The organism is Rhizobium sp. ZK1 (genome assembly GCF_047782645.1).
Taxonomy (GTDB): Bacteria; Pseudomonadota; Alphaproteobacteria; order Rhizobiales; family Rhizobiaceae; genus Rhizobium.
In genome coordinates this window covers 1,850,561-1,874,662 of sequence record NZ_CP180587.1, presented here as the reverse complement: position 1 = coordinate 1,874,662, position 24,102 = coordinate 1,850,561, and the positions used below count along the sequence as shown (strand labels likewise).

The following is a 24,102-nucleotide window of genomic DNA, read 5'->3' as shown; positions in this document are numbered from 1 at the left end:
CCGCACAATGATCGAGAAAGGCATCAGCCGCCTGGCGTTGATGACCGTTTGGCTTGTCGCATGCGGCTCTCCCATAGCCTCGGGGGAAGAGTTGCCGCGTGAGGCGCCGCAGGAAGCGCTTCTGCCCCTTCCAGACGCGCCCAAACTGGATCCTAGCCGCGTGGATCTTGGGAAGCGTCTCTTTCATGACAAGATCTTGTCGAAGCGGCGGGAGGTGTCTTGCAGTTCTTGTCACAACCTAGCGACCGGCGGCACGATTCACGCGGCCAGAACCGTCGGCTATCTGGGCAAAATGCACGCTTTCAATGCGCCGACGATCTTCAACGTCGGCAATAATTACAGGCTGGGCTGGCGTGGGAAGTTCACATCGCTGATCAGTCAAAACGACGCGATCATTCACGATCCAAACTTGATGGCTATGGACTGGCCCATCTTATTGTCTCGGCTGAACGGCGACCGCTCCTATGCCGAGGCATTTTCCTTGACATATGGCAGAGCTGCAGAACGCGACAATGTGCTTGACGCACTTGTCAGCTATCAGAGGTCCCTTACGACACCAGACGCCCCTTTTGACCGTTTCCTGAAGGGGGACCAGGATGCGATCACGCCCTTGCAAAAGCTTGGCATGAAACTCTTCACCGCCTATGGCTGCGTCTCCTGCCACCAAGGCTCAAACATCGGCGGCAACATGTTCCAGATCTTCGGCGTATTCGGCGAGCCCGGCGCGGAGAACTTTCCGACGCCCGAAGAACTCGACACGCGCCTCGATCGGGCCGATCAGGACGAGGAAGTCTTCCGCGTCCCCAGTCTGCGCAATGTGGCACTGACGGCCCCCTATTTCCACGACGGGCGCACCGCAGATCTGCGAGATGCGATCGCCATCATGGGCAGAAGCCAACTCGGCCGGCGGCTCTCGGAGAGAGATGTCGACGCCCTCGAGGCATTTCTCAATAGTCTGACTGGAGTTTACGGTGGGAAAGAGCTTTCAAGGCCTGTCACTGAACAGCTTCGGTGAAACTCTACCGATCGCATTGCTGACATTATCGGCAATTGTTCTTGCGGTCGCGGCTGCAGGGCGAGATCCCGGCCGCAATGTCCATGAAGCTATTATGCTGAACCTGCGCGCGGTCGACGTCAATCACGCTTCGCTTCAGCGCGATGTGTTACGCGCAAGGGCCGGATTGTTGTCGTCATACGATCCGCTCGTTTCGTCCGTTGTCAAAATGAGACAGACGACAACAGAGCTGAAGACGTTGTTCAGCAGGCCGCAGTTTACAACTGACCTGAGGCTGCAGCAGCGTGTTGACCAACTTCGAGAAGGTGTCGAACTCGACGAGAAACTCGTCGAGGAGTTCAAGACCCGCAACGCCTTACTGCAGAATTCGATCGGAGTATTCGGACAGACACTATCCGATCTTCACGATTCCCGGAATGAGGCCGTCAAAGTCGCTCTCGCCCGTGTCGGCGATCTCGGAAATCTGATGATGCGTTTTTCGACCAGACCTGACGACGCGCTTCAAGAGGCTATTCGCACGCGGCTCGGCCAGTTGCCGGAGTTTGATACCGAGGCACCCGTTCTGCAGGGATTGGGAACACTGATCATTCACGCAAGAATGATCCTCGCCGTCTTGCCAAAAGTCGATGAGAAGATTGCCGCCATCCAGGCCTCCGGGACACCATTGCAAGCAGAAGCGCTCCAGTCAGAGTACCTCGGTATCGCGGCGGATGCGACGTCGCGCGCAGCGTTCAGCAGGATAATGCTGGGTCTCACTGCAATTATTCTCTGTGTCTACATATGCGTGCTGGTGTATCGGCTACGTGCTCAGACTAAACGCCTCAAGCGGCGCCTTCACTATGAACAGGTGGTCGCCGAACTCAAGGCAGAAATGGCCGAGAGTGACTGCGCGAGCTTCGCAACCCACATGAACAACGCATTGGGTGCAATCTCCGGACTGTTCGGGGCTGAAAAATGCGCCTTTGCCATTTGCGATATGGAGCGGGGCGAGATCAAGGACGATTACTGCCTCGGCGAAAACGATAAGCACAGGAGAATGCTGCTGGAGCTTGCCAGGGATGTACTCCCTCAGAAGGGCATGCCGGCGCTTTGCGATCTTGATACCTCCTTGCGCCGGCTTTCCTCAAAGCGGCGCTGCTTCATTCGCTCGCGCGGAGCGGCGACCGCATGTCTCTTCATTGGGGCCGGTGTATCCGAGGGCGATGTGGCCGCTCTCTGCCTCAGCTTCGCCCACCCGCAGCCAAAGGCGCCCGGGGACGAGATAAGATTGCTTCAGGCAACCCTTCAAACGCTGATAGAATTCGTTTACGCGAACCGCAGCCGCCAAGAGCGAGAAGGCCTGGAGCACCGTCTTGAGCATGCGCAGCGGCTGGAAGCGATTGGGACCCTCGCGGGCGGCATCGCACATGAGTTCAACAATGTTTTGAGCGCTATCCAGGGCTACGGCGAGATGGCGGTCCAACTGCTTCGCAGGCCGTCGACCACTCGTCACTACGTCCAGGAAATCCTCAGAAGCGGGGCGAGGGCCAAGCACATTGTCGACCAGATACTGACGTTCAGCCGAAAGCGTGAAAGAACCACGAAACCATTCGATGTGGCCGATGCCGTCGCCGACGTACTGCCCCTCCTTCGCGTCACCCTCGGCAGCCATGTGATCATCGAGTCCAACCTCGATGAACGTCCCGCGGTCATTGAGGGCAATCCCGTAGATGTGCATCAGCTTGCAATGAACCTATGCAAGAATGCGAGCCAGGCGTCATCGCGCGGCCAGAAAGTCATCATCAGTGTCGAAGTCATCGAAACCACCAGGCGGCGGCTCTTGTCACATGGCGAGGTCCGGCCTGGGAAACATGTCTGCCTCGTGGTCCAGGACGAGGGACCTGGCATAGCCGATCATGTCCTGCCACATATATTCGAACCATTTTTCACCACGAATGCAAAAACCGGGGGATCGGGCCTCGGTCTTTCGGCGGTGCACGGCATCGTTTCGGCGCTAGGGGGCAGCATTGACGTTACGAGCGAACCCGGATTGGGTTCGGCCTTCCGGCTCTTTCTGCCTGCAAGCGATCTCGAACCGCTGCCCATCGGCAGCTTCTTTGGCGAGAACGCAGTTCCCGTCGGCAATGGTGAGCGAGTTGTCGTTGTCGTACAGGACAGGATGCTCCTGGAATTGTACGAGGAGAAGGTCGCAGCCCTTGGCTATGAACCGATAGGATGTGCAGGAATCGAACGCCTGATCGATCAATTGCGGGCGGGCCTGTGTTTCGACATCGTGCTCATTGACAGCAAGCTTCTCGCCATGCATGCCGACGTGTCGAGCCTTCTGACCGAAGTGACGACAGAGAAGCTTTTGTTGTTGAGCGACCCCGCACTGGATCAGAATTCCGATAGTCCGCTCTTTGCCGCACGCATGTTGCGGACACCCTTCAGTTCGGCGACGCTGGCAAACGCGATATTTGACGTATTACAGGTCCCATCGAGACCTGGGATCCAGGACGGTCCGGTCTCACCATCCCTTTAGCAGTTTCCAGCCCGCACCCGCGACAAACAATCTGGCGCTCTACCATATCCCCCGCCTTCGTTCGGCTCGTCGGCCGCGCTCCAGGGTGGCAAGCCGCGTTGTCCATTCAATGCTTTTGCGGACGACGGAATTGGGGCCGAATCGGCTTTAGACTGCGGACCCGGCCCCAGCCGCAGCCAGGGGGGCGCCTGTCGGGACTGCGGTGCCTAGAGATGCGGGGAGCGTTGTTTCGGCGCGGTTAATGAATTCGCGATCTTGATGACACCAGAAACATTCGCCGTTGGATCTCGCATCGCGAATGCAAGGTGAGCGAAACGCGCCGGATTGCGCGGACGTGTTGACAGACAGGATGAAATGGATCTAGATAATATTTATTGCGATAATATTTATTGCGATTTGGCCGATGGGTGTGAACCGTGATGGCGAGGCCAACCGAAAGGACGACAGACGTAATGCGAAATCGCGAGGTCGTGACATTCGCCGCCACGGTCAGGCTCATGGCTTCAAATGAAATCGACGAACCCAAGACTGTAACCGCCAACGAACATGCCCGTGGAACCTAACGGCCGAACGCCGCCGCGTATCAAGGGCAGCTATCGTCAAACAACAAGGTGAAGCATGATACACTCCGATGAAGATGAAAGCCGGCAGGCTGTGCTGCAAAACCAGAGAAGGTTGCGCACGCACCTTCAAGCGCACTACGATTTTATCGTGTGTGGTGCCGGTTCAAGCGGTTCTGTCGTGGCCGGTCGACTGGCCGAGGACAAGGACGTCCGGGTCCTGCTTCTCGAAGCCGGTGAGGACGATAGCGAGCCGTGCGTGATCGAGCCTGGCCAGTGGCCGCTCAATCTCGGCTCCTCGCGCGACTGGGCTTTTTTGGGAGAGCCTTCTCCGCACCTCAACGGTCGACGGCTTCCGCTCAGCATGGGCAAGGTCCTCGGCGGAGGTTCGAGCATCAATGTGATGGTCTGGGCCCGCGGACACAAGAGTGATTGGGACTATTTCGCAAAGGAATCCGGCGATCCTGCCTGGGGCTACGAATCCGTTCTCACATATTACCAGAAGATCGAGAATTGGCAGGGCAACGCCGACCTGGCGCGCCGTGGAACAAGTGGACCGGTTTTCGTCGCGCAGCCAGAAGCACCACAGCCGCTCGCCATCGCGACGCTTCAAGCTGCCGGGGAGCTCGGTATTCCGACTTTCGAAAGCGCCAACGGCGAGATGATGGAATCAGGCGAGGGGGCGGCCATCGCCGAGCTCAGGATTCAGGGGGGCAAAAGGCAATCCGTCTTTCGATCCTATACCTACCCGCGTATGCACCAGTCCAATCTGACGGTACTGACCGGCGCGTATGTCACGCGCGTGATCCTCGATGGATCGAGGGCGATTGGCGTGGAAGCCATCGTTGACGACGAATTGGTGCGCTTCGGCGCGGATCAGGAAATCATTCTTTCCCTCGGCGCGGTCCATACGCCAAAAGTGCTGATGCAATCGGGAATTGGGCCTGAGGCCGAGCTGCGCCGCCACGGTATCCCAATCATCCAAAACCTTCCCGGAGTCGGCGAGAACCATCAGGATCACATCGCATTTGGCTGCACGTGGGAATATGCTGAACCGCAACAGGTCGGCGGCGGTGGATGCGAAGCTGTTCTCTACGCCAGGAGTGATTCTAGGCTGCAGGCTCCCGACATCATTCAATGCCAGCTTGAATTTGCCGTACCCCCACCGCCGGAAGTCGGGTTGGCGGCGCCTGAGCATGGTTGGTCAATGTTTGCCGGCCTTGCACAGCCCAAGAGTCGAGGCCGGGTGCGCCTGTCCGGCCCTGGCCACAACGACCCTGTTGTGATCGCTCCAAATTCACTTAGTGAGCCCGGCGATCTCGAAACGGCCTTTCGCACGATCGAACTGTGCAGAGAGCTTGGGAACAGTGCTCGCTTCGGGTCGCTGATAAAACGGGAGGTGATCCCGCAGCAGCGTGACCGTGCCAGCATGGAGAGTTTCATTCGGAACTCCGCCGTGACCTACTGGCACCAGTCGTGCACGGCAAAGATGGGTCTGGATTCAATGTCTGTCGTCGATGCCCGCCTGCGTGTCTACGGAATAGACAATCTGCGCATCGCCGACGCATCAATCATGCCGAAGATTACAGTCGGCAACACGATGGCGCCGTGTGTCGTGATTGGCGAGCGTGCTGCCGATCTACTGAAAGCTGATAACGGAACAAGTGCTTAACAGAGCGGTAGATACCCGAGGTTGTCAATTCATCGAGGTCGCGAACGGTTCAAGACCTCGATGACAAGCCTGATCGTGGAAGTCATGCGACCACCATGCTCGGGCGACCGGCCGGCGTCCCAGAGGACGGCGGGTGCGGCCGAGAGGGCGCAAGGCTGTCGCGTGGTCGGGCGGCGCTGAAAATCGCAAGTGGCCCGCCGCCTCGCGATTAGGAAAGGTCATTACTCGATATGAAGATAATCATTGCCGGAGCCGGCATTGCGGGCTTGGCCGCAGCTAAGGCCATGGAGATCAAGGGCCATCAATGCGAGATCTACGAGCAGGCTCGCGGACCAAGGCTTACCGGAGCAGGCATTTTCTTGCTCGGGAATGCCACCCGGGCCTTGAACCGGCTCGTGGAGCTTGAGCCAATCGAAGGCTTGGGACGCCTGGTCAGAGAACAGCGCATCTTCTCCTCCGACGGAAAGTTAATCCACGCTATGTCGGCAGACGATTTCTGGAAGGATTGCGGGCCATGCCTTGCCATGCCTCGTTCGGTGCTCATCCAGTCGCTGCTTTCCTGCCTCAAACATACCAAGATTACTTACGGAAAAGCGGTCGTGGATTTCCATCGTACGCCCACCGGGGTTCTCGCGCTAATGTCGGACGGCAGTTCGGCAGAAGGTGACCTGGTCGTTGCCGCAGATGGTGTGAACTCTTGGCTCCGCAGAATTACGAACGGCTGTCGCCCACGGTCGCTGGGCATATCGTGCTGGAGAACCGTGACTGAAAATGTGGCGGATATATCGGCCTGGACGGCAATGCTCGGGCGAGGGCGGACGCTCCTGGCTATTCCCATTACGGCCGACAAAGCATATCTATATGCGGACTGCCGCACTTCCGAGGTCAAGAATGGCGCTGCGCAGGGCCTCAAGCACATGTTTCAGGACTTCGGGCCCCCGCTTGGACATCTGGTCGCGCAACTCGATAGATCGGCCGAAATCCATTTTGGCGCCCTTGAAGAGGTCCCCAATTTTAGCAATTTCGAAGACGGGTTGGTCTTCATCGGTGATGCTGCGCATGCCTGTTCTCCAAGCATGGCGCAGGGCGCCGGCATGGCGCTTGAAGACGCCCTCGTCCTGGCCGAGATTGTGTCAGACACTTCATCCAGGGAGCCGATATTGCGTCGGTTTTCCCAACAAAGGCAACAACGCGTGGCCTGGGTGCGCCGGCAAGCCCGAGCCCGAGACATGCTACGCGGACTTTCGCCCATCGTCAGAGATTTCACGCTAAAGCATCTCGGCGACCGACTTTACAATCGCTCCTACCGGCTATTGAAAGGCAATCTCATGGACAAGATATTTTGAAGAACCCGCAAAGCTAAATATCAGTATGAGCTGGAAGTAGAGTTAAATATCGACGTAAATCCGCGTGCCGGTAACGTGCCCACAGCATCCTACATTTCCCGTCGGTTGAGCAATCACATCGTCGGCTTCGACATGGCGACACGATCCGAAATTTAGGGTAGATGCGCTCCGAGCGCTCACGCAGGCATCGACCTCTTCCACAACGACCGCTTTAGTTGCCGGACGTAGAAGAAATCTATGACATTATGACACCGCCCAGACTGGCGGCAGAGGCGGCGGGTATAACCCCCGCCAGAAGGTCTTGGGTATTGGGCAGAAAGCCCGATAGACCGGCAGCTGGCAACCGTCCGTTCTCTGTCACTCTGGCGCAGAATTCATTGCTCGACGTGATGGGAACCACGTGGCTTTCTTATCGTACGTTTCATGCACTTCCGGTCAATCTGAACAGTGGTCGCCGCCGTTTGATTACAGGTTGAAAGAATGTCCCTGGAATTGCCGTTGTCTGCCCGGGATCAAGACGACCGGATTGTCGCCGGGCGAGGTCCTGCCCGCTGAGGCTTTTGCACACACGTCGCGCACGTCGACAAGCCGTCGCCTCCCGCACGCAGACATCGACGCGTCGCCGACGTTCCGATTTACAATATGTTTCGTCCTTAAGACGGCGGGCACCAACCGAAATGATGTTGAAACGGCGTCCCGCGACAAACGCATGTTGACAGAAGGAGACACATCCATGCGGCGAGACGCCCGGGGACCGTTCCGTGACAAGGCTCCGTCACGCCATCGACCGGCCAACAAAAATCAGGGGCGTGACGTGGGGGGCAGGGCTTGCTTCGGCCGCCTGAAGGAAGGCGAACGTGAGCACGTGGGGGACGACGAGGATGAGAAGCTGTGGCGAAAGGGTTTCTTTGCCGCATTTCTGTTCTGCGTCGTGGCGATATCTTACTTTGTCCTATTCTCGATCATGCAGTCGTTTCAGCTGCCAATCTATGGTCGTCCGTAATCACATTGCCGGCACCAAACCCATAAATCGAATCACCACCGGAAGCTCACACATCGGTGCCTAATCGGCCGTTCGCCAAGATCGACTGACGTAAAGGGTCATTCAGCAGTTTTTTTGGAGGACCGCCGTGCCTTCTGAGGAGAGCAGGAGACGCTCCAAAGCCGCATATAAACGCTCACTGACCCCAAGGCATCTTTGCGCAGCGAGCTCAATGGCTCGCTACAAATGCAACTGCTTTTTAGCATTCCCTAATAGTCAGGCGGCACGCGTGCTCAATAGTCAAACGGACCACCGACGCCACGCGCGCGTCGAACATCCATTTGAAGAAGCCCGGAGGCAGCAATGGGATTTAACCAGACGACAATCATGGCACAATTGACGCGCCCGATTGCATCGCTACGCCGCAAGCGCAAGATCCGCAGAGCCACTATCGAACTTGGGGGACTGGATGACTTCATGCTTCGTGATATCGGGATCTTGCGAAGCGATATCGAGTGGTTCGTACGGATCGGCCGACAAAACGAGCGGCCCGTTGACAACTAAGATCGCAGGACGTGCCTGCGCGATCGTCACTTTCGCCGGTACTCAGATGGTCGAAAAGTCGCCGGATAAGGAGGATCAATTGGAGAATCGCCAGTGCCGATCCCGTTTTTGCGGGCATCAACGCGGCTCTCCGCATTCACGCGCGTGTTTTGCTATGCCAGCGATGGCTAGACGCTTGACAATGTCGCAAGGGACTGGGCCGCGCGACCTTCGCGCGCTCAGCTCGGAGATGCAGTCCATCGATTGGCTGACGGCAACGCTGAGCGGTTCTCCACCAGGGAGCGCCTTTCCTTCTCCCCCACGATGCCCCCCCTGATCGCATCGGCCAATGCCCGGCTACTCAGCGGTTCGCGCAGCAGCGTAAAGCGCAGAGCGATAGCACTGATTAGGATCTCTTCTCTCCCGAAATGGGAGATCAACGCGACATGGGCGCCACGCGCCATAGTCGCGATATCGCGGGCCGAATAGCTTGGTGGGATCGAACGGACATCAATCATGATCAAGTCCGGCGTTTGGGTTGACAGCCAATCCTCCATCATACCGATCTCCAAAAAGCCAACGGGCTCGTAGCCGAGCGCGGCGATCTTTTCCTCAAGCATCGCCAGGTCGCGGCAATGGGGCTTCAGGATGGCGATCAGCTGCCCGTTCCCTGACATCACGCTTGGGACCGCGATGAATTGGTTGATGGGCGTTGGCACCATGGTGGAGTGGGGAAAATACAGCTCAAAGGAAGTGCCTTTTCCGCAATCGCTAGTAACGTCAATCCGGCCATCTATTGCTGTCACCAGGCCATGGACCGCCGCCAAGCCGAGGCCAGTCCCGCCTATTGCGGCCTTTGTCGTGAAAAATGGCTCAAAAATATGCGGAAGCACATCCGGAGAAATTCCGTTCCCATTATCTGAGATGCTTACGCGGGCATATTTGCCCGGCTGCAATAACCCTAGAAAGAGAGACTTCACACCCTCCACCAGAACGACGTCGACATTGATGTCGACTTTGATTTCGCCTCTTGATGCCTCGAAGGCGTTTTTGCAGAGGTTCATGACGACTTGTTGGAGTTCAACAGGGTGCCCGAGAAGTTTACAGTCTTCGTCAGGTACGAGTGGCGCATTCACATCCAGATCGGGCAGCGAAGCAGATATCAGCGGAAGGGCGTCCCGGATCGCTTCAACAAGATTGATTGGGCGCCGCTCCTGTTCGCGACTTCGGCTCAATGTGAGGATCTGGCTGACGATGAACTCCGCTCGTCTGGCAGTGGCCATCATCTCATGGAGGTAGTGCCCCACATATTCACCTTCTTCTGCACGCTGCAGTGCCATCTCTCCGTAGCCCAAAAGCGCGCCAAGGATATTGTTGAACTCATGAGCTATACCGCTAGCCAAGGTGCCGACAGCCTGCACACGTTCGGCGTGACTGAGACTTCGCTCGAGATCTTCACGGTTCCTGCGCTTGCAATGATCGGCGGCGGTCTGGATCAGCCCCGACAAGGCTGAACATAACAGCGAAATTTCATCTTCGCGAAATGACCGCCGGGGTTTGCTGTAGGCTAGCAGCAGAATACCGATGCGTCCGAGTGGGGTCGTGACGGCGGCCGCAACCTTCATAGTCGTGCGGGCGGTAAACGGCCAGGGCCGCATGCTCTCCACGTCGAGAAAATGTCGCCCAATCTGCTCTCCGTTTGAACTCGTTATGCCAGCTCTTACTAGTAAGTCCGCTTTGACTTCTGGCTCGATAGGAGGCGGAAATTTGATGCCAAAATATTCCTCGACCGTGACGCCGGTGCGCGGTTCGACGATTTCGAGTCTCACTTCATCCGCGCCAAAAAACTGTGCGAACTCCGAGAGAACTGTTGTTGCGACAAGGGTGAACTCGCTCCTTGTGAGATTATCGTCAAAGGCTCGTCGGAATTTGCTAAGCAGCGACTGGCTCTCCAGCAATCGCCTGGTGGACTGAGATTGCCTCATCCCCTGAAACGTCACCCACAATGCGTAGGCGCAAAGGCAAAATGACAAGACTGCAGATGCGGCACCGGAAAAGCCTAACCCACCAGCGGCAGCGCCGCACAGCGTGCAATCCCTTGTCGATTCATGGCCGGACGCGAGCAAGGCAATCAGCAACGCGCCAAAAAGACTGACGAGGATCTTGACGGAGTTATCGACTGACGGCCGTGCCGTCCTCGCGCTGAGCCAGGGTCTCGGTATGATCATGTCTGCTCACTAAGTGGTTTGGAGATTGAGAGCGGTCGTGCGCAAAGCTCGACAGTGCCCGTTCACGGCCCCACGTCCCTCGTTCTACCCCCGTGTTGCCAACGCCCAGGGACCCCGCGCCGGTCATACCAGCTTCGGAAAGGTTGGCTTCGAAGCGGGGATGCATTGCAAGGATTTTTTGCGGTCTCGCGTTACCAGATCATTTCCGATTCGATGAGTTGCACTACAACCGTAATGCGTCTGCCACGCCTGTGCCGGGAATGCCAAAGTGGGCCCGGCCGGCGGCTTCCTCAAGATGAGTCTATGCGCTTCGGTGCCGATCCCAATCCTGCGTCCTAGACCTTTGCCGGCAAGCAACAACCGCGCCGCGTGCCCCTTTTTGGTCAACGTCAACCCGCTGACACGCTGACGCAGGTTTGAAAGAGCAAGATCAATCGGCCGACCAGTGAAGTCATTGAGGCTTCCTTTTGCGCAGTGGGACGGCGTCTTGAGCGCGCAGCCGGGTTCCCTTGCCGGCTGCCGGCTCTGCCGCCGAACTTACTCAGTCCCAGCAAACCTCCAGTTCATCGACTTGCCTGATACCAGCATGGCCATGAACATACAGTTGATCACCTGCGAGCCGCAACCGACGCCTGGAGCCAACCAGTGCACGGAGTGCCTCTGCCAACTCGAGCTGCGCCAAGGCCTGCCCCAAGCACCGGTGCGCACCATCGCCGAAGACAGGATGCCATCGGGGGCGTTCGCGATGGAGATCGAACAGTTCCGGTCTAGGGAATTCTTCGGGATCGCGCAGGCTCGACATGGTTGACAGCACCAGAACGCTACCGCTTTGTATAAATTGTTTATCCAATTCGATGTCGCAGATAGCTAACCGAGGTATGGAGGCCACGGCGGGTTCCAGTCGCAATGCCTCCGCTACGGCAGGCACAATCAGATCCTCGTCTCTGCGCAACGCTTCCCACAGATCCTCCCTTTCGAGCAGCAGCCCGGTCTGAATGACGATGGCGGCGCGGGTCGTATCGGTGCCCCCAATTACAATGGAAACGACCTGCATGACGGCCTCGATCGCGGATAATTCTGCGTCCTGATCGACACTACCGACGTAGTCGGATATGAAATCACCTTTCGGCGAGCTGCGCCGGCTGATGATCAGATCCGAGCAATAGGACTTGAGCTCGCGAGAAGCCGCTTCGATATCCGGTACGTCCTCGGCCGTCCAAGAACTCGTCAATATCTTTGATACCCGATACGCCAGCGAAGTGAAGAATGGAACATCCGATGGGTCGATGCCTAGTATCCCAGCGAGCGTGATCGCCGGTATCAGTGCCGCATAATCATCGCGCAGCATAAGCTTGCCGCCATCCAAGCTGCGGCCGGCCAAATCCTCAGCAAGCGATCGCACGTCCCGTCTTACGCTTTCCATCCTTCGAAACGAAAAACACTTCGCCAGAGGCTGTCGCCTGCGTCGATGGACTTCGTCGTTGGAAAACAGCATCGTGTTTGTAACGAACTCCATGATGGGTCCTGAGGCTATGCCGCGCGCTGCAATCGATTGTGTCTCGACTTGCTTTGTCCTTTGATCTTTCACCAAGGCTCGAACGTCGCTCGCGCGCAGCACAAGATAGGCACCGTCCTCACGTCGCAAGAAAGGTAGGGACGGACGGTAAGTCGCGAAGGTCTCGTGGGGGTTTGCGTTCAACTCGGCAAAGCTCAGGGTCGGCGGAGAAACAACGCACGGCATCGCAGTAGGCTTGGTCAAGGGCAGATCCTTTGGCTTGTCCTTCATGGGAAGTGCTAGGTTGCCCCGTTTGATGCGTATTGACGTTTCATTTTGCCTGGAAGCAACTACAGATGTCACAAGCCGATTGTCGATGCGTCGCGGCGCAGATATTCGTCTCTTGTCGTCCCGCTGGATGGCTGTGTCAGCGAAGTCGCCGAAATATGACCGATCGCATCGATGAAGACAGATATTCGCTCCCCAAGACAGCGAGGCGCTCAAGACACGGAGAGGATGCTCCCGCACTGGCGTGGCCGATCTCCTGCGATACGCGGCGGGACGACCGGCCGGCGCCTCGCGCCGACTGCAATGCCAATCCATTCGACGGACGATTGCATCTAAGCTAGCCAGGTATGGACGGAAACTCTTGGCAACGTTCAGGACATGCGTGGGCTGCGATGGAAGACAGAACAATCACCAGATCAATTCATTGTTTTGTAGAATTATCGGCAATAACCCATCAGTCGTAACTATGTAGATACAGCCGACCACCACGATCGTGACTGCAAATATCAAGCAGCAGGCGAACTCAACCAGCAGCGACGGGTGAAGCATCCATTTGAGAGCGCCGTCCGACGTGTCCTCCTTCCAGTCACTCAGGGGCGGCGCAGCAAAGTCTGGGCCATCTACGGCTCGCTCCGCCCCGCCGCCAACCAACAGCTTGCCGTCGCGGGCAATCAGCTTGATTGGTGATGATTTCGGCGCTCTTCGTGTCATTGGAATATCTCATCGCCGGGCTCAGCGCTTGCCGGTACCGGCTCAGAAGTCGCTAAGTCCCTGGGTATGTTCATCACGGAGATCTGCAAGCTCCAGGTTCGAAAGGGCGAGCGACGCGCATCTCCTCGAATTTCTTCGGGTTGCGCACACTCCATGTCTCCGAGGATTCGACGGCCGGCGGATGGATTGCGCCGGTTCCCGGAGCCCAGTGTGGCCTTGGCCGGCCTGGCGGCATTGCTGGTCGCCACGGCGTCAGCCACTTCGCCACTGCCTATCAGCATAACGGTTCTTCTCATTGCCATCGACCTCTTGAGGTCGACCCTTTAAGCAGTGCCAATTTCAAAACCGTGTCCATTTTGATCATCTCTATTTCATTTGCATTCAACGCCGAGATCACTCGACAAGTGGGCGTTGAGCAGAGCTGCCATGTTAAACGATCTCAGGCTAAGTTAGTGCCGCAGGTGAAGGTTGCTGTGAGCACCGGCGGGTCAAAGCGCGACCCGAAATCAGCGCTGCTTGCGATTTCATGCCAGGGTCGGTTCAAGCGCTGACGCCGACAGCGACGATCACCGTTCCTTAGCAGGCTTTTCCTCGAACGCCTTCAAGTGCGCGGCGACAATCAAGGTGCGCAGTCTCATCCTGATCGTCGCGCTATATTCAAGCGAGGTCGACGTGCGATAATGCTGCCGGAAAGGATTGTCTAACCGGATTATTTCGCTGGGTTACAAAGCAAATAATTGGCCGCGTGGCTGAAATGATCGCGCCAAGACTGTGGACCACGCTTTTCATATCTTCTGCGGAAGAGATTTGTTTGGGAAGTTAAGATGCGCGTTGATCCTAATAGAGGTTCCGAGAGCGAAGGGTCGCCACGCTAGCACGCAGACATTATGTTCGCCCATCCCTCCCGTCATCGCGGTTTGTGCGGCGCCGTGGACGCCCATTGTCGAAGGTCTATCCCGCTTGAAGCTCAGCCAAGTTCCGAAATCAGATCATCGCCAAAGAGGCGGGTACCCCAGACTTGTTGCGGTCGACGGAGAACTGCTGCCGCTTGAGTTTGGCATGATCGAAGACGAGCAAGCGATTTTCTCCGGCACGAGCGATCAAACCGCTCACGTGGCGTTTTGCGTAAGGGAGTTTGTGATGGCGCTGGCTGCCGGCTCAGCCATTGTTATCGCAATCCTCATCTACGGCTTTATCCACGACTTGCTGTTAGCTTGATTTGATCTTCAGCGCGTTGCTCGAGGTCTTTGTCAGTTAGTTCCGATGGACCAAGCGGCCCGAACGTTCTCAAAGCAGCAACCATCGCTTCGCCTGGCATGCCGACAGATGCCGGTGAGCAATCCGACGGCGCATCACAAGCCGTGGTCTTGGCAAGAAAGGATGCGGACCCGCACCTTAACGCTACAAACGGCAATCTCCTCCAAAGCTGCCGCACTCCATTAGCACTCGCCAGCTCATGGGATCAGCTTAGTTCGCCTAGGCAAAATCAACGAGGACCGGCGGCCAGCGAGGTCGCGACGCGGCAGAGCGCTCCAGTTGAAACGAAACGGTAGGATTTTGAAACCGTCCAGCAACAGGTACAGGCCATCGTTTCGGTGCAGTCGAATTGGCATGGCCGCAAGAAGGGCCTTTCACCGACAGTGTGGCTGCGGTCGTGTGGCCCTTACGCCAATCGCGACGATCAAAGGTGCCATCAATCGACCGCCGCACCGCTGCTGCCAAACGCTTGGTCAAACGCTGCCCTCGTGTCTGCTAGCCCCAACCTGAACTGCAGCTGACGAGAGCTGGGTTCGTCTGAAATCTCGTGATTGGAGAAATATTATGCTAGGGCGTTTCCTTGTGACTGCCTCTCTTACCATCTTGTCCAATATTGCCTCGGTCCACGCGACCAACATTGGTACGACCGTGGACACACCGTGCCCCTTTGGCGACTGCGCGGGAGGAATCTCTCTGTCCTATCTCGGCGAGTTCACCATCCCTGCCGAGCAACTAGACGGTGACGTTCCCGTGGGCGGCCTGTCGGGACTCACCTTTGATGCAGCCACGGGTCAATATATCGCCATAAGCGACGACCGCTCGGAGAAGGCCCCGGCTCGCTTTCTGCACCTTGACATCGATGTAAGCGCCGCTGGCATAACCGACGTGACAGTTCGAAAGCGTGTTGTCCTGGAGGACAAGAACGGTCAGCCCTTTGCGCCGCGCCATGTCGATCCCGAGTCCATCCGCATCGGCAAGGATGCAATCTATTGGAGCAGCGAGGGAGATGCAAAAGCACTCGTTCCCCCTTTCGTTCGTGTAACCTCTGCCGAGGGCGTATTCCTGCGTGAGCTTAAGCTGCCAGACGGGTTCGCACCGATGGCTGACAAGTCAACAGGCATTCGCGACAACCTCGCTTTCGAAGCTCTCGCCGTCACGCCGTCGGGTCACGTCTTCGCCGGGCTGGAAGCAGCGCTCCATCAGGACGGCCCAAATCCTTCACTGACGACGGGCAGTTTGTCGCGCATCATACGCTGGGACGCCGCGACCGAGGAACCCAATGCGCAGTTTGTCTATCCCGTCTCACCCATCCCGCAGGTCGCCACCAAGGCCAACGGCGGCAACGACAATGGCCTGTCGGAAATGGTCGCGCTCGACGACCATCGCCTGATCGTTGTCGAGCGCAGTTTCGCGCAGGGCTTCGGCAACACCATTCGGCTCTTCATGGTGGATATAAGAGATGCAACCGACGTTTCCCCCATTGCATCGCTTGCCAAGAGCGACGAACTCATCGTGCCGGTTCGCAAGACCCAAATTCTCGATCTTCGCGCGATTGGCCTGGTGCCGGATAACATCGAATGCATGGCTATCGGCAAGGCGAAGGACGGCACCGACGTCCTGATTCTCGCGGCGGACAACAATTTCTCTGACAAGCAGAAGAACCAGTTCTTCGCCTTCCAGATCAAGCAATGAACCGAGTTAACCGTAACGGAACGGTCGGGCGTCGATAATCCTCGCCCGCACGTCGATCTTACGCTCACCCATACCCCAGGCTCGAGCACCCATGCTGGCAGCATCCATTCTAGACACGTTCACCCTCGCTGAGGATTTTCCCGTACCGCAATGACGAGCTTTTTGGCGATTCATCGTCGTCATGTTTGCCGGATTGACACTCGGTCCAGCGACGGGGCGGACCGTTCGAAGAACCTCAGCTGCCTTCGCCATACTCGTGGCTGCAGATCCAGTTGGATGCTGCATCCATGTTTCAAATGACGCAATTACCGGTCAAACGGACATCTTGAGATAGTCAGCATGCGTGACATTGCTTGGCGTATCCGGCCGTAGCGCAGAAATCGATATGTCTGAAAGGATGATTTACGACAAAGAGATTGTTCGCAATCTTTTCCATCACTACAACATGCATACTTGCAGCTGTAGCAGGGGAGGGCGCCGTTGCCGCGCCTCTCCATGATCAAGCGTCAAGCGCTTTCGAAATAAGCTATCGGGACACAGAACGAGGCTACTGGAACGGCTATCGCGGCTATCGCGTGAAACGTTTCGGCTATCGGTTAGGTCCTGATGGTTACTGGTATCCAGCAAAAGCCTTCCGCCACGGCGGCTATTCTCATCAACCAAAACCATTGAGGAGGGCTTGCCACCTTGGTTTCAGGCCGACCAACGGCCCTCATAACTGCAATTATTAAGCCTGCTAGGCGACGAGGCCGGATCAGCAGAATGTCTCGATCCGGCCACAAATTGGCCGGGTTCTTTCGAGGAGGCAGATTCAAAGCTTCTGGGTGCGATGGCTTGCGAACCGACCACAACCGAAGGGACCGAGAGCTCTGTGCCCGGACCACCTGTCTGCATCGTCAGCGAGCAAGGTCGCGCTGCGGCAAAGATTGTAGCGCCTTCGTTACCGCGACAATAGCCCAGCCTAAGGTGCAGCCGAATATCACGTCACTCGTCCAATGCTCGCCTACAAAAACACGCGAGAGGCAGACCACCATGACAGCTGCAAGGATCGGGACTTGTAACTTCGGAAAGACCACAGCCAATGAGCAACCGAAGGCCCCAGCCAATGTGGCTTGGGCCGAAGGAGCTGACGCAAACATGTCCTGCCCCGCGAAGGGGTGAAAGAGCAGAAAGTCCATTGAGCCTTGGTTCGGCCTTGCGCGGCCGATCGCGAGCTTGAGAAGGGTAGCGATCCCAACCGCCAAGATACTGCGAATAAGAAGGCTTGTTATCAGTTCAAGGAAGCCAAATTCACGGAAACACCGTGCGGCTATGAAGGCGCCTGCTAGCAAGGGGAGGATGACCACGGGGTCTGTCGACACGGAAACCCATCCAGCGGCAAACGACATCCAAGCCGGAAGAGCAGGAACCGTTTTGGCAATCGTCAGGTCGGCCGTGACGGCAGTCAGCGCCACCAGCATCAGCAGACAGAGTTTAGTCGCGGCCGCCTTTAGATTGGACCAGGCGCCACAGCCGAGGCCCTGTTCCCTCTTTACCTGCGCAGCAATATTGCGATCATGCATTTGAGGTCCTTCAATTTATGGCTGGCTCGACCGTATCGCGCAAATCATTCGCTCGCGCGACACATGCCGGCAAACCCCACCGCGAAGACGCAAGGTCGGTTCCGGCGAGGATGCCGGGTAAAGAATCGGTCGCAGTTGCAATCGAGAACGGCTGCCCGAAGTTTTCAAACTGTTGGATAGTCCATTCATCAGTTCCGTCTGCTCTACGGTCGCTTGCTGGCACCGTCGATGAGGATCCGGAAACATCGGCCCGTGTCGACCCGGTCGGGCACCCCGTCTGGTTCCAAAGCGTCGCGATGGCAAATCGAAGCGGCAAATGTCCAGCCTGGCACAATATGTATATGGCGGTGAAGGATAGCGGCGCTCGGCGGCGCCGCCGTCGCCAATGCTAGAACCTGTAGTTCAAGCCAACACGAAACAGATGGCCGTCGTTGTTGAATTTGGAATCGTATCCACCGGCAACGCCCGTTCCCTGAATAGCTTGGACGTTGAGTTTTTCCTCGCCAAGATCATAGTAGAGATACTCAGACTTCAGTGAGATCTGTCTCGTTACTGCATATTCGACACCTGCACCGACCGTGTAACCAACATTCGTTTCGGTCTTCTCGCCCGTGAACTGTCGAACACCATTCGGGGCAAACATGTCGACGCCCATCGTGCTCTTGCCGTAGGCAAGGCCCGCGGTGCCGTAAAACAAGGTGCGATCGAACGCATAGCCCAGGCGCCCGCGCACGGTGCCAAGATAGTCGAGCTCAGAGCTGAATTGGTTTCCCTGCGCAAGTCCTGTATTGATCTGCGGCGTGACGATGTCTCGATTGTCATCAATATTGGTGAAAGCAAAATCCGCCTCCAGACCGTAGACCAGTGCACCGTTTTGCCAATTGTAACCGATCTGGCCACCGCCGAGAATCCCGTTCCGGTCCAGATCAACCGAACCTGGACGCGCCCCCGTTGCTATGTTGGCGATGTTGGGTCCAAGCTGACCCACAGAGGAAATGTTTCCATCGCCGCCAAAACCGTAGCCTAGGTTGGCGCCGACGTAGAAACCACTCCACGAGAATGTCTCGGGTGCTTCGACAGAAGGTGCCGGCGCAGATTCCAGCAGGTCAGTGGCGTTTGCCACCGAGAAGGCCGACATGATGAAACCCAAAGTCAGGGTCAAAGTCTTCTTAGGCATTGCAAAAAATCCAATCTATCTATCCGAATCCAGATTGGGAGCCGGCCACCGCCCGCTCAACCGATGAGAATGAGCCTCTGATGTCATCGGATTGATCGGTATGTCAGCCGCAATTCGCTCCCATCCTCACCAGTATTGATGAAGATGCCTGATGGTTGGGCGAGGCGTGTTATTTCTCGGTTTCGGCAAGGCGCAGAACGGCTAGATTTGTAACAATTTACCGACGGCAGGCAGCTCCGTTCCCAACGCCCCAAGCGAGTGTGCTTGCGCAAATCACCTTGATGTCGGTCGGCGCACCTGGGAATGCCCAGCTACTTAATTGGCTAGCAGTACCGTGCTCACAGGGGCATTTAAGCTGGATACGTTCGCCCTGCACCTACCCGGCAAGAGGAAACCGAGCGCGGTTACAGATTAAACGGTCCACCCAGCTACAGCAATCGTCGTGCAACCTAGGACCTCGAGTGATCCACCAGCTCAACACGCAAATGAGCTGACCCACAATCGTTCGACGAGAGGATAGTATGGCGCGGCGGTTTTCCGGATCCATTGAAAATGAACCTATGCGGGTTCCACCCCACGAACTCGAGCAGATGTTGCTCTACGAACTGCGCCTGCCAGGCACAGAAGGCAAGCACGACGAGGAACACACGGTTGATTCAGGGAAAACGGCTTGCGTCCCGGTACGCCGGATCACTTGCAGTCGACAGAGAGAACGACCGAATGCGCAGCACAAAGAGGATAGGGGAACATCAGTAATCGAATGTCTCGCGGCCGCTCTCCTATTCTGCGTCGTGGCCGTCTTCTACTACAGTCTGCTGTTGGTTTTGGAACAAGCACTGCCGCTTCGCATCTTTCCATAGCTGCAATCCCGGCAGTTGATGGATCCACGGTTTGAACCGGCGGCCTTGCAAATCCGGCAGCTCGCGTCTGAACCTGTCCTTCGTTGCTGCCGTCTTTAATTCGTTGCGATCGTGAGGACATCACACAAACCGAAAGATGCCGCAGCGTCTTTGTTCGGAGGAGGGAAGCCAATCAAAGCCTGTTGGCACCGCAACGCGGACGTCCCTAAATCAACGCCAAGGGGATGGCGTCGATCGGGAAGAAAAAATGGCGCCGACCACTCACTCGGGCGGCGCAACGAAAACACTCTCAGTGAATGCGCTTGCTGGTTATTCTTTGTCGCCGTTAGGCGCTTTCCTCAGAGGGACTGGGGACCGATTGGCGCAAGCAATCGGCCTCGCCAAGACCACGCGATCGAGTGGTCTGAATGTGCAGGCAAGTTTCTTCCTTGTCGAGGGGCACCTACCCACGTCTTTGAACCGGACAGATCCCGCAGCTTCCCAGGACATGATAAAATCAGAAATTGGTCTTTACGTTGATCCAAAGGCGGTTGAGAACCCGTTGCTGGTGGGCATTATAGGGCGAGATGGAAAATAGCTTCGCCATTGTTGCTTCGGGCGGATATATCGCCGGGTTACCGATAACGGCTTCATCGAGCAGATGTTGCGAGGCTAGATTGCCATTTGCGTACTGGACATAGTTCGACGCCTTGGCAATGACATCCGGCCGCATCAGATAGTTGATGAAGATATGGGCCTCCGCAACGTTCTTGGCGTCTGCCGGAATGGCGAGGTTGTCAAACCAGACGTAGGCTCCCTCCTTAGGCACCAGCAGCTCGATCGTGACGCCGTTTTTCGCTTCGCTCGCGCGGGCTTTCGCTTGGAAGATATCGCCGGACCAACCGACTGCAAGGCATATGTCGCCGCTCGCCAGGTCGTTGATGTAGGCTGAAGAGTTAAACGTGCGAACGTACGGGCGAGTCTTGCGATACAGGTCGGACGCGGCCTGCAAGTCGCCAGCCTTCTTGCTGTCTGGATCCTTTCCCAAGTAGTTCATCGCAAGTGCAATAGTCTCGTCAGGGGCATCCAGAATATTTATGCCACAGGCTCTTAGCTTTTCCAAATATTCTGGCTTGAATATTATATCCAAGCTGACGACAGGAAGGTCGCCCAAAATTGATTTGAGCTTTTCGACATTGTATCCAATGCTGGTAGTGCCCCACATATAATTGATCGCGTATTGATTACCGGGATCGTATTTCGCGAGTCTTTGAGTAATCTCCGGCCAGAGGTTGGCTATATTGGGGAGCCTGCTTTTGTCCAGTTTTTGAAGGGCGCCGGCTGCGATCTGCCGGGCGAGAAACGGTCCACCTGGGACAACCACATCATAGCCCGAGTCCCCTGCCAGGAGTTTCGTTTCCAAGACGCTGTTGTCGTCGAAGACGTCATAGACCACGCGGATGCCGGTTTCTTTGGTGAAATCTTCTAAAATGACCGGATCAATGTAATCCGACCAATTGTAGACGTTGACGACTCTTTGCTTGGCTGTCGATTGTGGTGCCAAACCGCAGGCGGCAATGAAACTGGCTGCAAGGCAAATTGCGACTCTCATACTTTTCCTCTAAAAAATCTTATTTTGGACGGACCGGTTTTTGGGCACGTCTCAAGCGCAATGCTGGCCGCACGCGGTTATCCGATCATGTGAAAAAGTCCTGAAGCCGTTTCATTTGCAGCGAGGAATCGATCCACTCGGTGAGACAACGCCGCTAGATGATTAAGGCTCACCGGTCATGAGGCCCGGTGCGCCCGCATCAATGAACGCGTTCCGGAAGAGCGATCGCGCATCAAAACGTTAAAGTGCGACGAGGGAACCAGGCAGCGCACGGCGGACCCTTATATCAATTGTGGCGCACCTGTCTCGACGCGACCCGCAACCCACGACCATCGACAGTACAAGCGGTGCGCTACCGGGCCGGACTGAAGAGCTATATAAGGGAGCGGCAGCAATGCTAGGGTTGCCAGCGCCGGACCCAAGTCCGGAACGACGCCATCAAGTTACGGCCCGCGGGCTTGTTAGGATCTTCCGCCAGGAGGCGCTCCTGCTCAGTGAAACCTTCAGCCGTGACGTGGCACGCGAAGCCCAAAAGCGCAAAGCCGAGCACATAGTCATGCATTTTCGGTGTTGATTCTGAGCACCGCTGCTGCGGAGGCCAGACGAGCTCTAGGTGCGATGGCTTCTTGCTCGATGCGATTGGGTGTTGATGTTCGGCCACGAGGGAACTCCTTTGTTCCCTTTCGTGCGCGAGCGATGTTTCACCTCCGTCACAGATTCGAGTGCAAGCTTACAATTGCAACAGGATGATTGCGCGCCTCTTGGATGTATCCCGTTTTCAACGATAGGCGGATACAGGATCACAATGGCATGCGTGTGCGGATCACACCAGTCCTGACCTTATGCAGATCTACGCCATTTCATCTGACATCAAACGACGTAATCCTATCATACATAGCGAAAGAAGAGAGGGGACGATACAATATTATCCAATAACAGCGGAACTCAAATGGACCAGCCTGACACGCCTTTCGTCCGAGCATTCTATCATAAGCTCTCCGGAGCGGTTCAATACGTGGTTTCGGACCCGGCAACAAGGGAATGCGCGATCATCGATCCAGTTTTAGACTTTGACGTCACATCACACCACTTCTGTACGGGCAGCGCCGACTCCATTCTCGACTACCTCTGCACAAATGCGCTTCGAACGCAGTGGATCTTGGATACACATGCCCACACCGACCATGTCAGCGCCAGCAGCTACCTAAGTCAGGTGACAAAGGCTCCAACAGGTATTGGCAAGGACGTGCTCAAAATGCGGAGCCTCTGGAACGACATGTTTAAAGTTGGCGTTCATCGAGCGGATGGATGTCAATGGGACCTACTGCTGGATCATGGAGATACAATAAAGGTCGGAAGGTTTACGCTCACTGCGGTGGCCGCACCGGGCCATTCATCGTCCTCGGTCAGTTATCTTGTCGGTGATGCAGCATTCATCCATGACACATTGATGATGCCAGACAGCGGGACGTCTCGCTGTGATTTGCCGGGCGGCAATCCCATTGCGCTTTGGCACACGATACAGTCGATTCTTCGACTTCCCGAAGGCACCAGGCTCTTCGTCGGTCACGATTACCGTCCAAACGGCCGTAAGGCACGTTGGGAAACCTCCATCCGCGCTCAAGCGGAAACAAACGTTGACCTCGTGGGGAGGGATTTGTCGTCATTCGTCGCACTGCGAGAGCGGAAAGACAAGAGATTGCCGTTGCCGCAGTTGATGCTGGCCACTCTCCAGATCAACCTCTACGGAGGGCTTCCACCCCTGAGTGACACAGGCCATAGCACAACCGTTCAATACAACGATAGTTTTCACTAGGACCGAATGAGGTTTGGAGGGCCTTGACCGACGAAGCTTTCTGTGGAGCGGATCAACCCCAGCCACGTACTGTCATATTGCGCTGCTTATCCGGCCTCATCGGCAAGGGCGCAATGGCCTTCACCGAAGGCGAGGCGCTGATCATTGGATCACGCAATGAAATAGCAACGCGCCGCTGCGCGGTCGATCGCGCATGTAATCCGACGACAAACCACTTTCGGTCATGACATGAGAAGCAAATCCTGCAGGGCCCATGGCATCAAGCCCGAAGAAGCACGATTCGTCAAACTATCAGGTCTCTATGGACGCTGGACGGTGTGGGATCGGGATGCACGAATGCCTGCCATATTTGGCGGTGACCTCTGTATTGATCTTGACAGGAGGGCAGCCGAAGATTTGTGCAACATCCTTGTCGAAATCCACGGATCGTCAATCCGACGACCGTCTTGCGGGCACGGATAGTCCGTTGACGAATCTCTCGCATCGGCGCCACCATGCGCGACGGCCTGGAACGCAATCGCTTTGCACTCCACGAAAGAAAAGAGATCGAGATCTTCAGCACAGGAGTTTGCGAGATGGACGCTCGCATCGAACAAACCCTTTTTACCCTAGCAGGGTTCGGTAAAAGCAGGCTCAGACAAGGATTTGTCGGCCACTTCACGTCAAAGACCTGTTGATCGCTGAAATTAGGTGCTTTTCGTGGGTAGGGGTTGTCTTGCCGCGCGGCCACAGCCGGAGCAACACATGACGCGGTGACAGGGTCCGACCACTTGAAACCGACGCTGG

The 24,102-nt window shown here is 56.5% G+C and carries 15 protein-coding genes; 9 read left to right on the top strand and 6 right to left on the bottom strand.

Annotation, left to right across the window (positions count from 1 at the left end; all coding sequences use genetic code 11):
* Positions 1 to 7: 7 nt before the first annotated feature.
* The 5 genes from ACK9YZ_RS31275 (at position 8) to ACK9YZ_RS31255 (ending at position 8,660) form a co-directional block, all read left to right on the top strand.
* Positions 8 to 1,015 carry a cytochrome-c peroxidase gene (locus ACK9YZ_RS31275; protein WP_416067363.1) on the top strand — a complete coding sequence of 336 codons (1,008 nt, stop codon included), beginning with the start codon at positions 8 to 10 and terminating at the stop codon, positions 1,013 to 1,015.
* Positions 972 to 3,536, top strand: a complete 2,565-nt coding sequence (locus ACK9YZ_RS31270; protein WP_416067362.1) for a two-component system VirA-like sensor kinase — start codon at positions 972 to 974, stop codon at positions 3,534 to 3,536. The genes ACK9YZ_RS31275 and ACK9YZ_RS31270 overlap by 44 nt, the downstream gene beginning before the upstream one ends.
* 618 nt (positions 3,537 to 4,154) lie before the next feature.
* On the top strand, positions 4,155 to 5,768 hold the full coding sequence (locus ACK9YZ_RS31265; protein ID WP_416067361.1) for a GMC family oxidoreductase: 1,614 nt from the start codon (positions 4,155 to 4,157) through the stop codon (positions 5,766 to 5,768).
* Positions 5,769 to 5,998: 230 nt separating this feature from the next.
* Entirely contained in the window at positions 5,999 to 7,114 is a 1,116-nt protein-coding gene (locus tag ACK9YZ_RS31260; protein WP_416067360.1) for an FAD-dependent monooxygenase, read from the top strand.
* Between the two features lie 1,345 nt (positions 7,115 to 8,459).
* A complete protein-coding gene (locus tag ACK9YZ_RS31255; RefSeq protein WP_416067359.1) occupies positions 8,460 to 8,660 on the top strand; it encodes a DUF1127 domain-containing protein in 201 nt (66 codons plus the stop codon).
* A gap of 218 nt (positions 8,661 to 8,878) precedes the next feature.
* On the opposite strand, the gene ACK9YZ_RS31250 is transcribed toward ACK9YZ_RS31255, so the two are convergent.
* From ACK9YZ_RS31250 to ACK9YZ_RS31240, 3 genes are all read right to left on the bottom strand, one after another.
* Positions 8,879 to 10,867: an ATP-binding protein gene (locus ACK9YZ_RS31250; RefSeq protein ID WP_416067358.1), complete on the bottom strand. Its 1,989-nt coding sequence runs from the start codon at positions 10,865 to 10,867 to the stop codon at positions 8,879 to 8,881.
* A 541-nt stretch (positions 10,868 to 11,408) separates the two neighbouring features.
* Positions 11,409 to 12,653 (bottom strand): cytochrome P450, encoded by a 1,245-nt coding sequence (locus tag ACK9YZ_RS31245; RefSeq protein WP_416067357.1) that lies wholly within the window; start codon positions 12,651 to 12,653, stop codon positions 11,409 to 11,411.
* 405 nt (positions 12,654 to 13,058) lie between these two features.
* Entirely contained in the window at positions 13,059 to 13,361 is a 303-nt protein-coding gene (locus ACK9YZ_RS31240; RefSeq protein ID WP_416067356.1) for a hypothetical protein, read from the bottom strand.
* Between the two features lie 140 nt (positions 13,362 to 13,501).
* Between ACK9YZ_RS31240 and ACK9YZ_RS31235 the strand changes: the two genes are divergently transcribed.
* The 3 genes from ACK9YZ_RS31235 to ACK9YZ_RS31225 all read left to right on the top strand — a co-directional run bounded on the left by ACK9YZ_RS31235 (position 13,502) and on the right by ACK9YZ_RS31225 (position 16,310).
* Positions 13,502 to 13,912, top strand: a complete 411-nt coding sequence (locus ACK9YZ_RS31235) for a hypothetical protein (protein ID WP_416067355.1) — start codon at positions 13,502 to 13,504, stop codon at positions 13,910 to 13,912.
* Between the two features lie 508 nt (positions 13,913 to 14,420).
* Positions 14,421 to 14,579 (top strand): hypothetical protein, encoded by a 159-nt coding sequence (locus tag ACK9YZ_RS31230; protein WP_416067354.1) that lies wholly within the window; start codon positions 14,421 to 14,423, stop codon positions 14,577 to 14,579.
* Between the two features lie 603 nt (positions 14,580 to 15,182).
* Positions 15,183 to 16,310 carry an esterase-like activity of phytase family protein gene (locus tag ACK9YZ_RS31225; RefSeq protein WP_416067353.1) on the top strand — a complete coding sequence of 376 codons (1,128 nt, stop codon included), beginning with the start codon at positions 15,183 to 15,185 and terminating at the stop codon, positions 16,308 to 16,310.
* A gap of 896 nt (positions 16,311 to 17,206) precedes the next feature.
* Here ACK9YZ_RS31225 and ACK9YZ_RS31220 read toward each other — a convergent pair.
* The 3 genes from ACK9YZ_RS31220 to ACK9YZ_RS31210 form a co-directional block, all read right to left on the bottom strand.
* Complete coding sequence (locus ACK9YZ_RS31220; protein WP_416067352.1) at positions 17,207 to 17,872, bottom strand: phosphatase PAP2 family protein; 666 nt, start codon at positions 17,870 to 17,872, stop codon at positions 17,207 to 17,209.
* Positions 17,873 to 18,260: 388 nt separating this feature from the next.
* The gene (locus ACK9YZ_RS31215) at positions 18,261 to 19,049 is read right to left on the bottom strand and encodes an outer membrane protein (protein ID WP_416067351.1); all 789 of its coding nucleotides are present in this window, start codon (positions 19,047 to 19,049) and stop codon (positions 18,261 to 18,263) included.
* A 1,356-nt stretch (positions 19,050 to 20,405) separates the two neighbouring features.
* Positions 20,406 to 21,500 carry a polyamine ABC transporter substrate-binding protein gene (locus ACK9YZ_RS31210; RefSeq protein ID WP_416067350.1) on the bottom strand — a complete coding sequence of 365 codons (1,095 nt, stop codon included), beginning with the start codon at positions 21,498 to 21,500 and terminating at the stop codon, positions 20,406 to 20,408.
* A 949-nt stretch (positions 21,501 to 22,449) separates the two neighbouring features.
* Between ACK9YZ_RS31210 and ACK9YZ_RS31205 the strand changes: the two genes are divergently transcribed.
* On the top strand, positions 22,450 to 23,316 hold the full coding sequence (locus ACK9YZ_RS31205) for an MBL fold metallo-hydrolase (protein ID WP_416067349.1): 867 nt from the start codon (positions 22,450 to 22,452) through the stop codon (positions 23,314 to 23,316).
* Positions 23,317 to 24,102 lie beyond the last annotated feature (786 nt).

Coding starts and splice junctions, on each gene's coding strand:
- ACK9YZ_RS31255 (WP_416067359.1), top strand. CDS start 8,460: ATGGGATTTAACCAGACGACAATCATGGCACAATTGACGCGCCCGATT.
- ACK9YZ_RS31230 (WP_416067354.1), top strand. CDS start 14,421: ATGATCGAAGACGAGCAAGCGATTTTCTCCGGCACGAGCGATCAAACC.
- ACK9YZ_RS31225 (WP_416067353.1), top strand. CDS start 15,183: ATGCTAGGGCGTTTCCTTGTGACTGCCTCTCTTACCATCTTGTCCAAT.
- ACK9YZ_RS31205 (WP_416067349.1), top strand. CDS start 22,450: ATGGACCAGCCTGACACGCCTTTCGTCCGAGCATTCTATCATAAGCTC.
- ACK9YZ_RS31215 (WP_416067351.1), bottom strand. CDS start 19,049: ATGCCTAAGAAGACTTTGACCCTGACTTTGGGTTTCATCATGTCGGCC.
- ACK9YZ_RS31265 (WP_416067361.1), top strand. CDS start 4,155: ATGATACACTCCGATGAAGATGAAAGCCGGCAGGCTGTGCTGCAAAAC.
- ACK9YZ_RS31210 (WP_416067350.1), bottom strand. CDS start 21,500: ATGAGAGTCGCAATTTGCCTTGCAGCCAGTTTCATTGCCGCCTGCGGT.
- ACK9YZ_RS31220 (WP_416067352.1), bottom strand. CDS start 17,872: ATGCATGATCGCAATATTGCTGCGCAGGTAAAGAGGGAACAGGGCCTC.
- ACK9YZ_RS31260 (WP_416067360.1), top strand. CDS start 5,999: ATGAAGATAATCATTGCCGGAGCCGGCATTGCGGGCTTGGCCGCAGCT.
- ACK9YZ_RS31250 (WP_416067358.1), bottom strand. CDS start 10,867: ATGATCATACCGAGACCCTGGCTCAGCGCGAGGACGGCACGGCCGTCA.
- ACK9YZ_RS31240 (WP_416067356.1), bottom strand. CDS start 13,361: ATGACACGAAGAGCGCCGAAATCATCACCAATCAAGCTGATTGCCCGC.
- ACK9YZ_RS31275 (WP_416067363.1), top strand. CDS start 8: ATGATCGAGAAAGGCATCAGCCGCCTGGCGTTGATGACCGTTTGGCTT.
- ACK9YZ_RS31245 (WP_416067357.1), bottom strand. CDS start 12,653: ATGAAGGACAAGCCAAAGGATCTGCCCTTGACCAAGCCTACTGCGATG.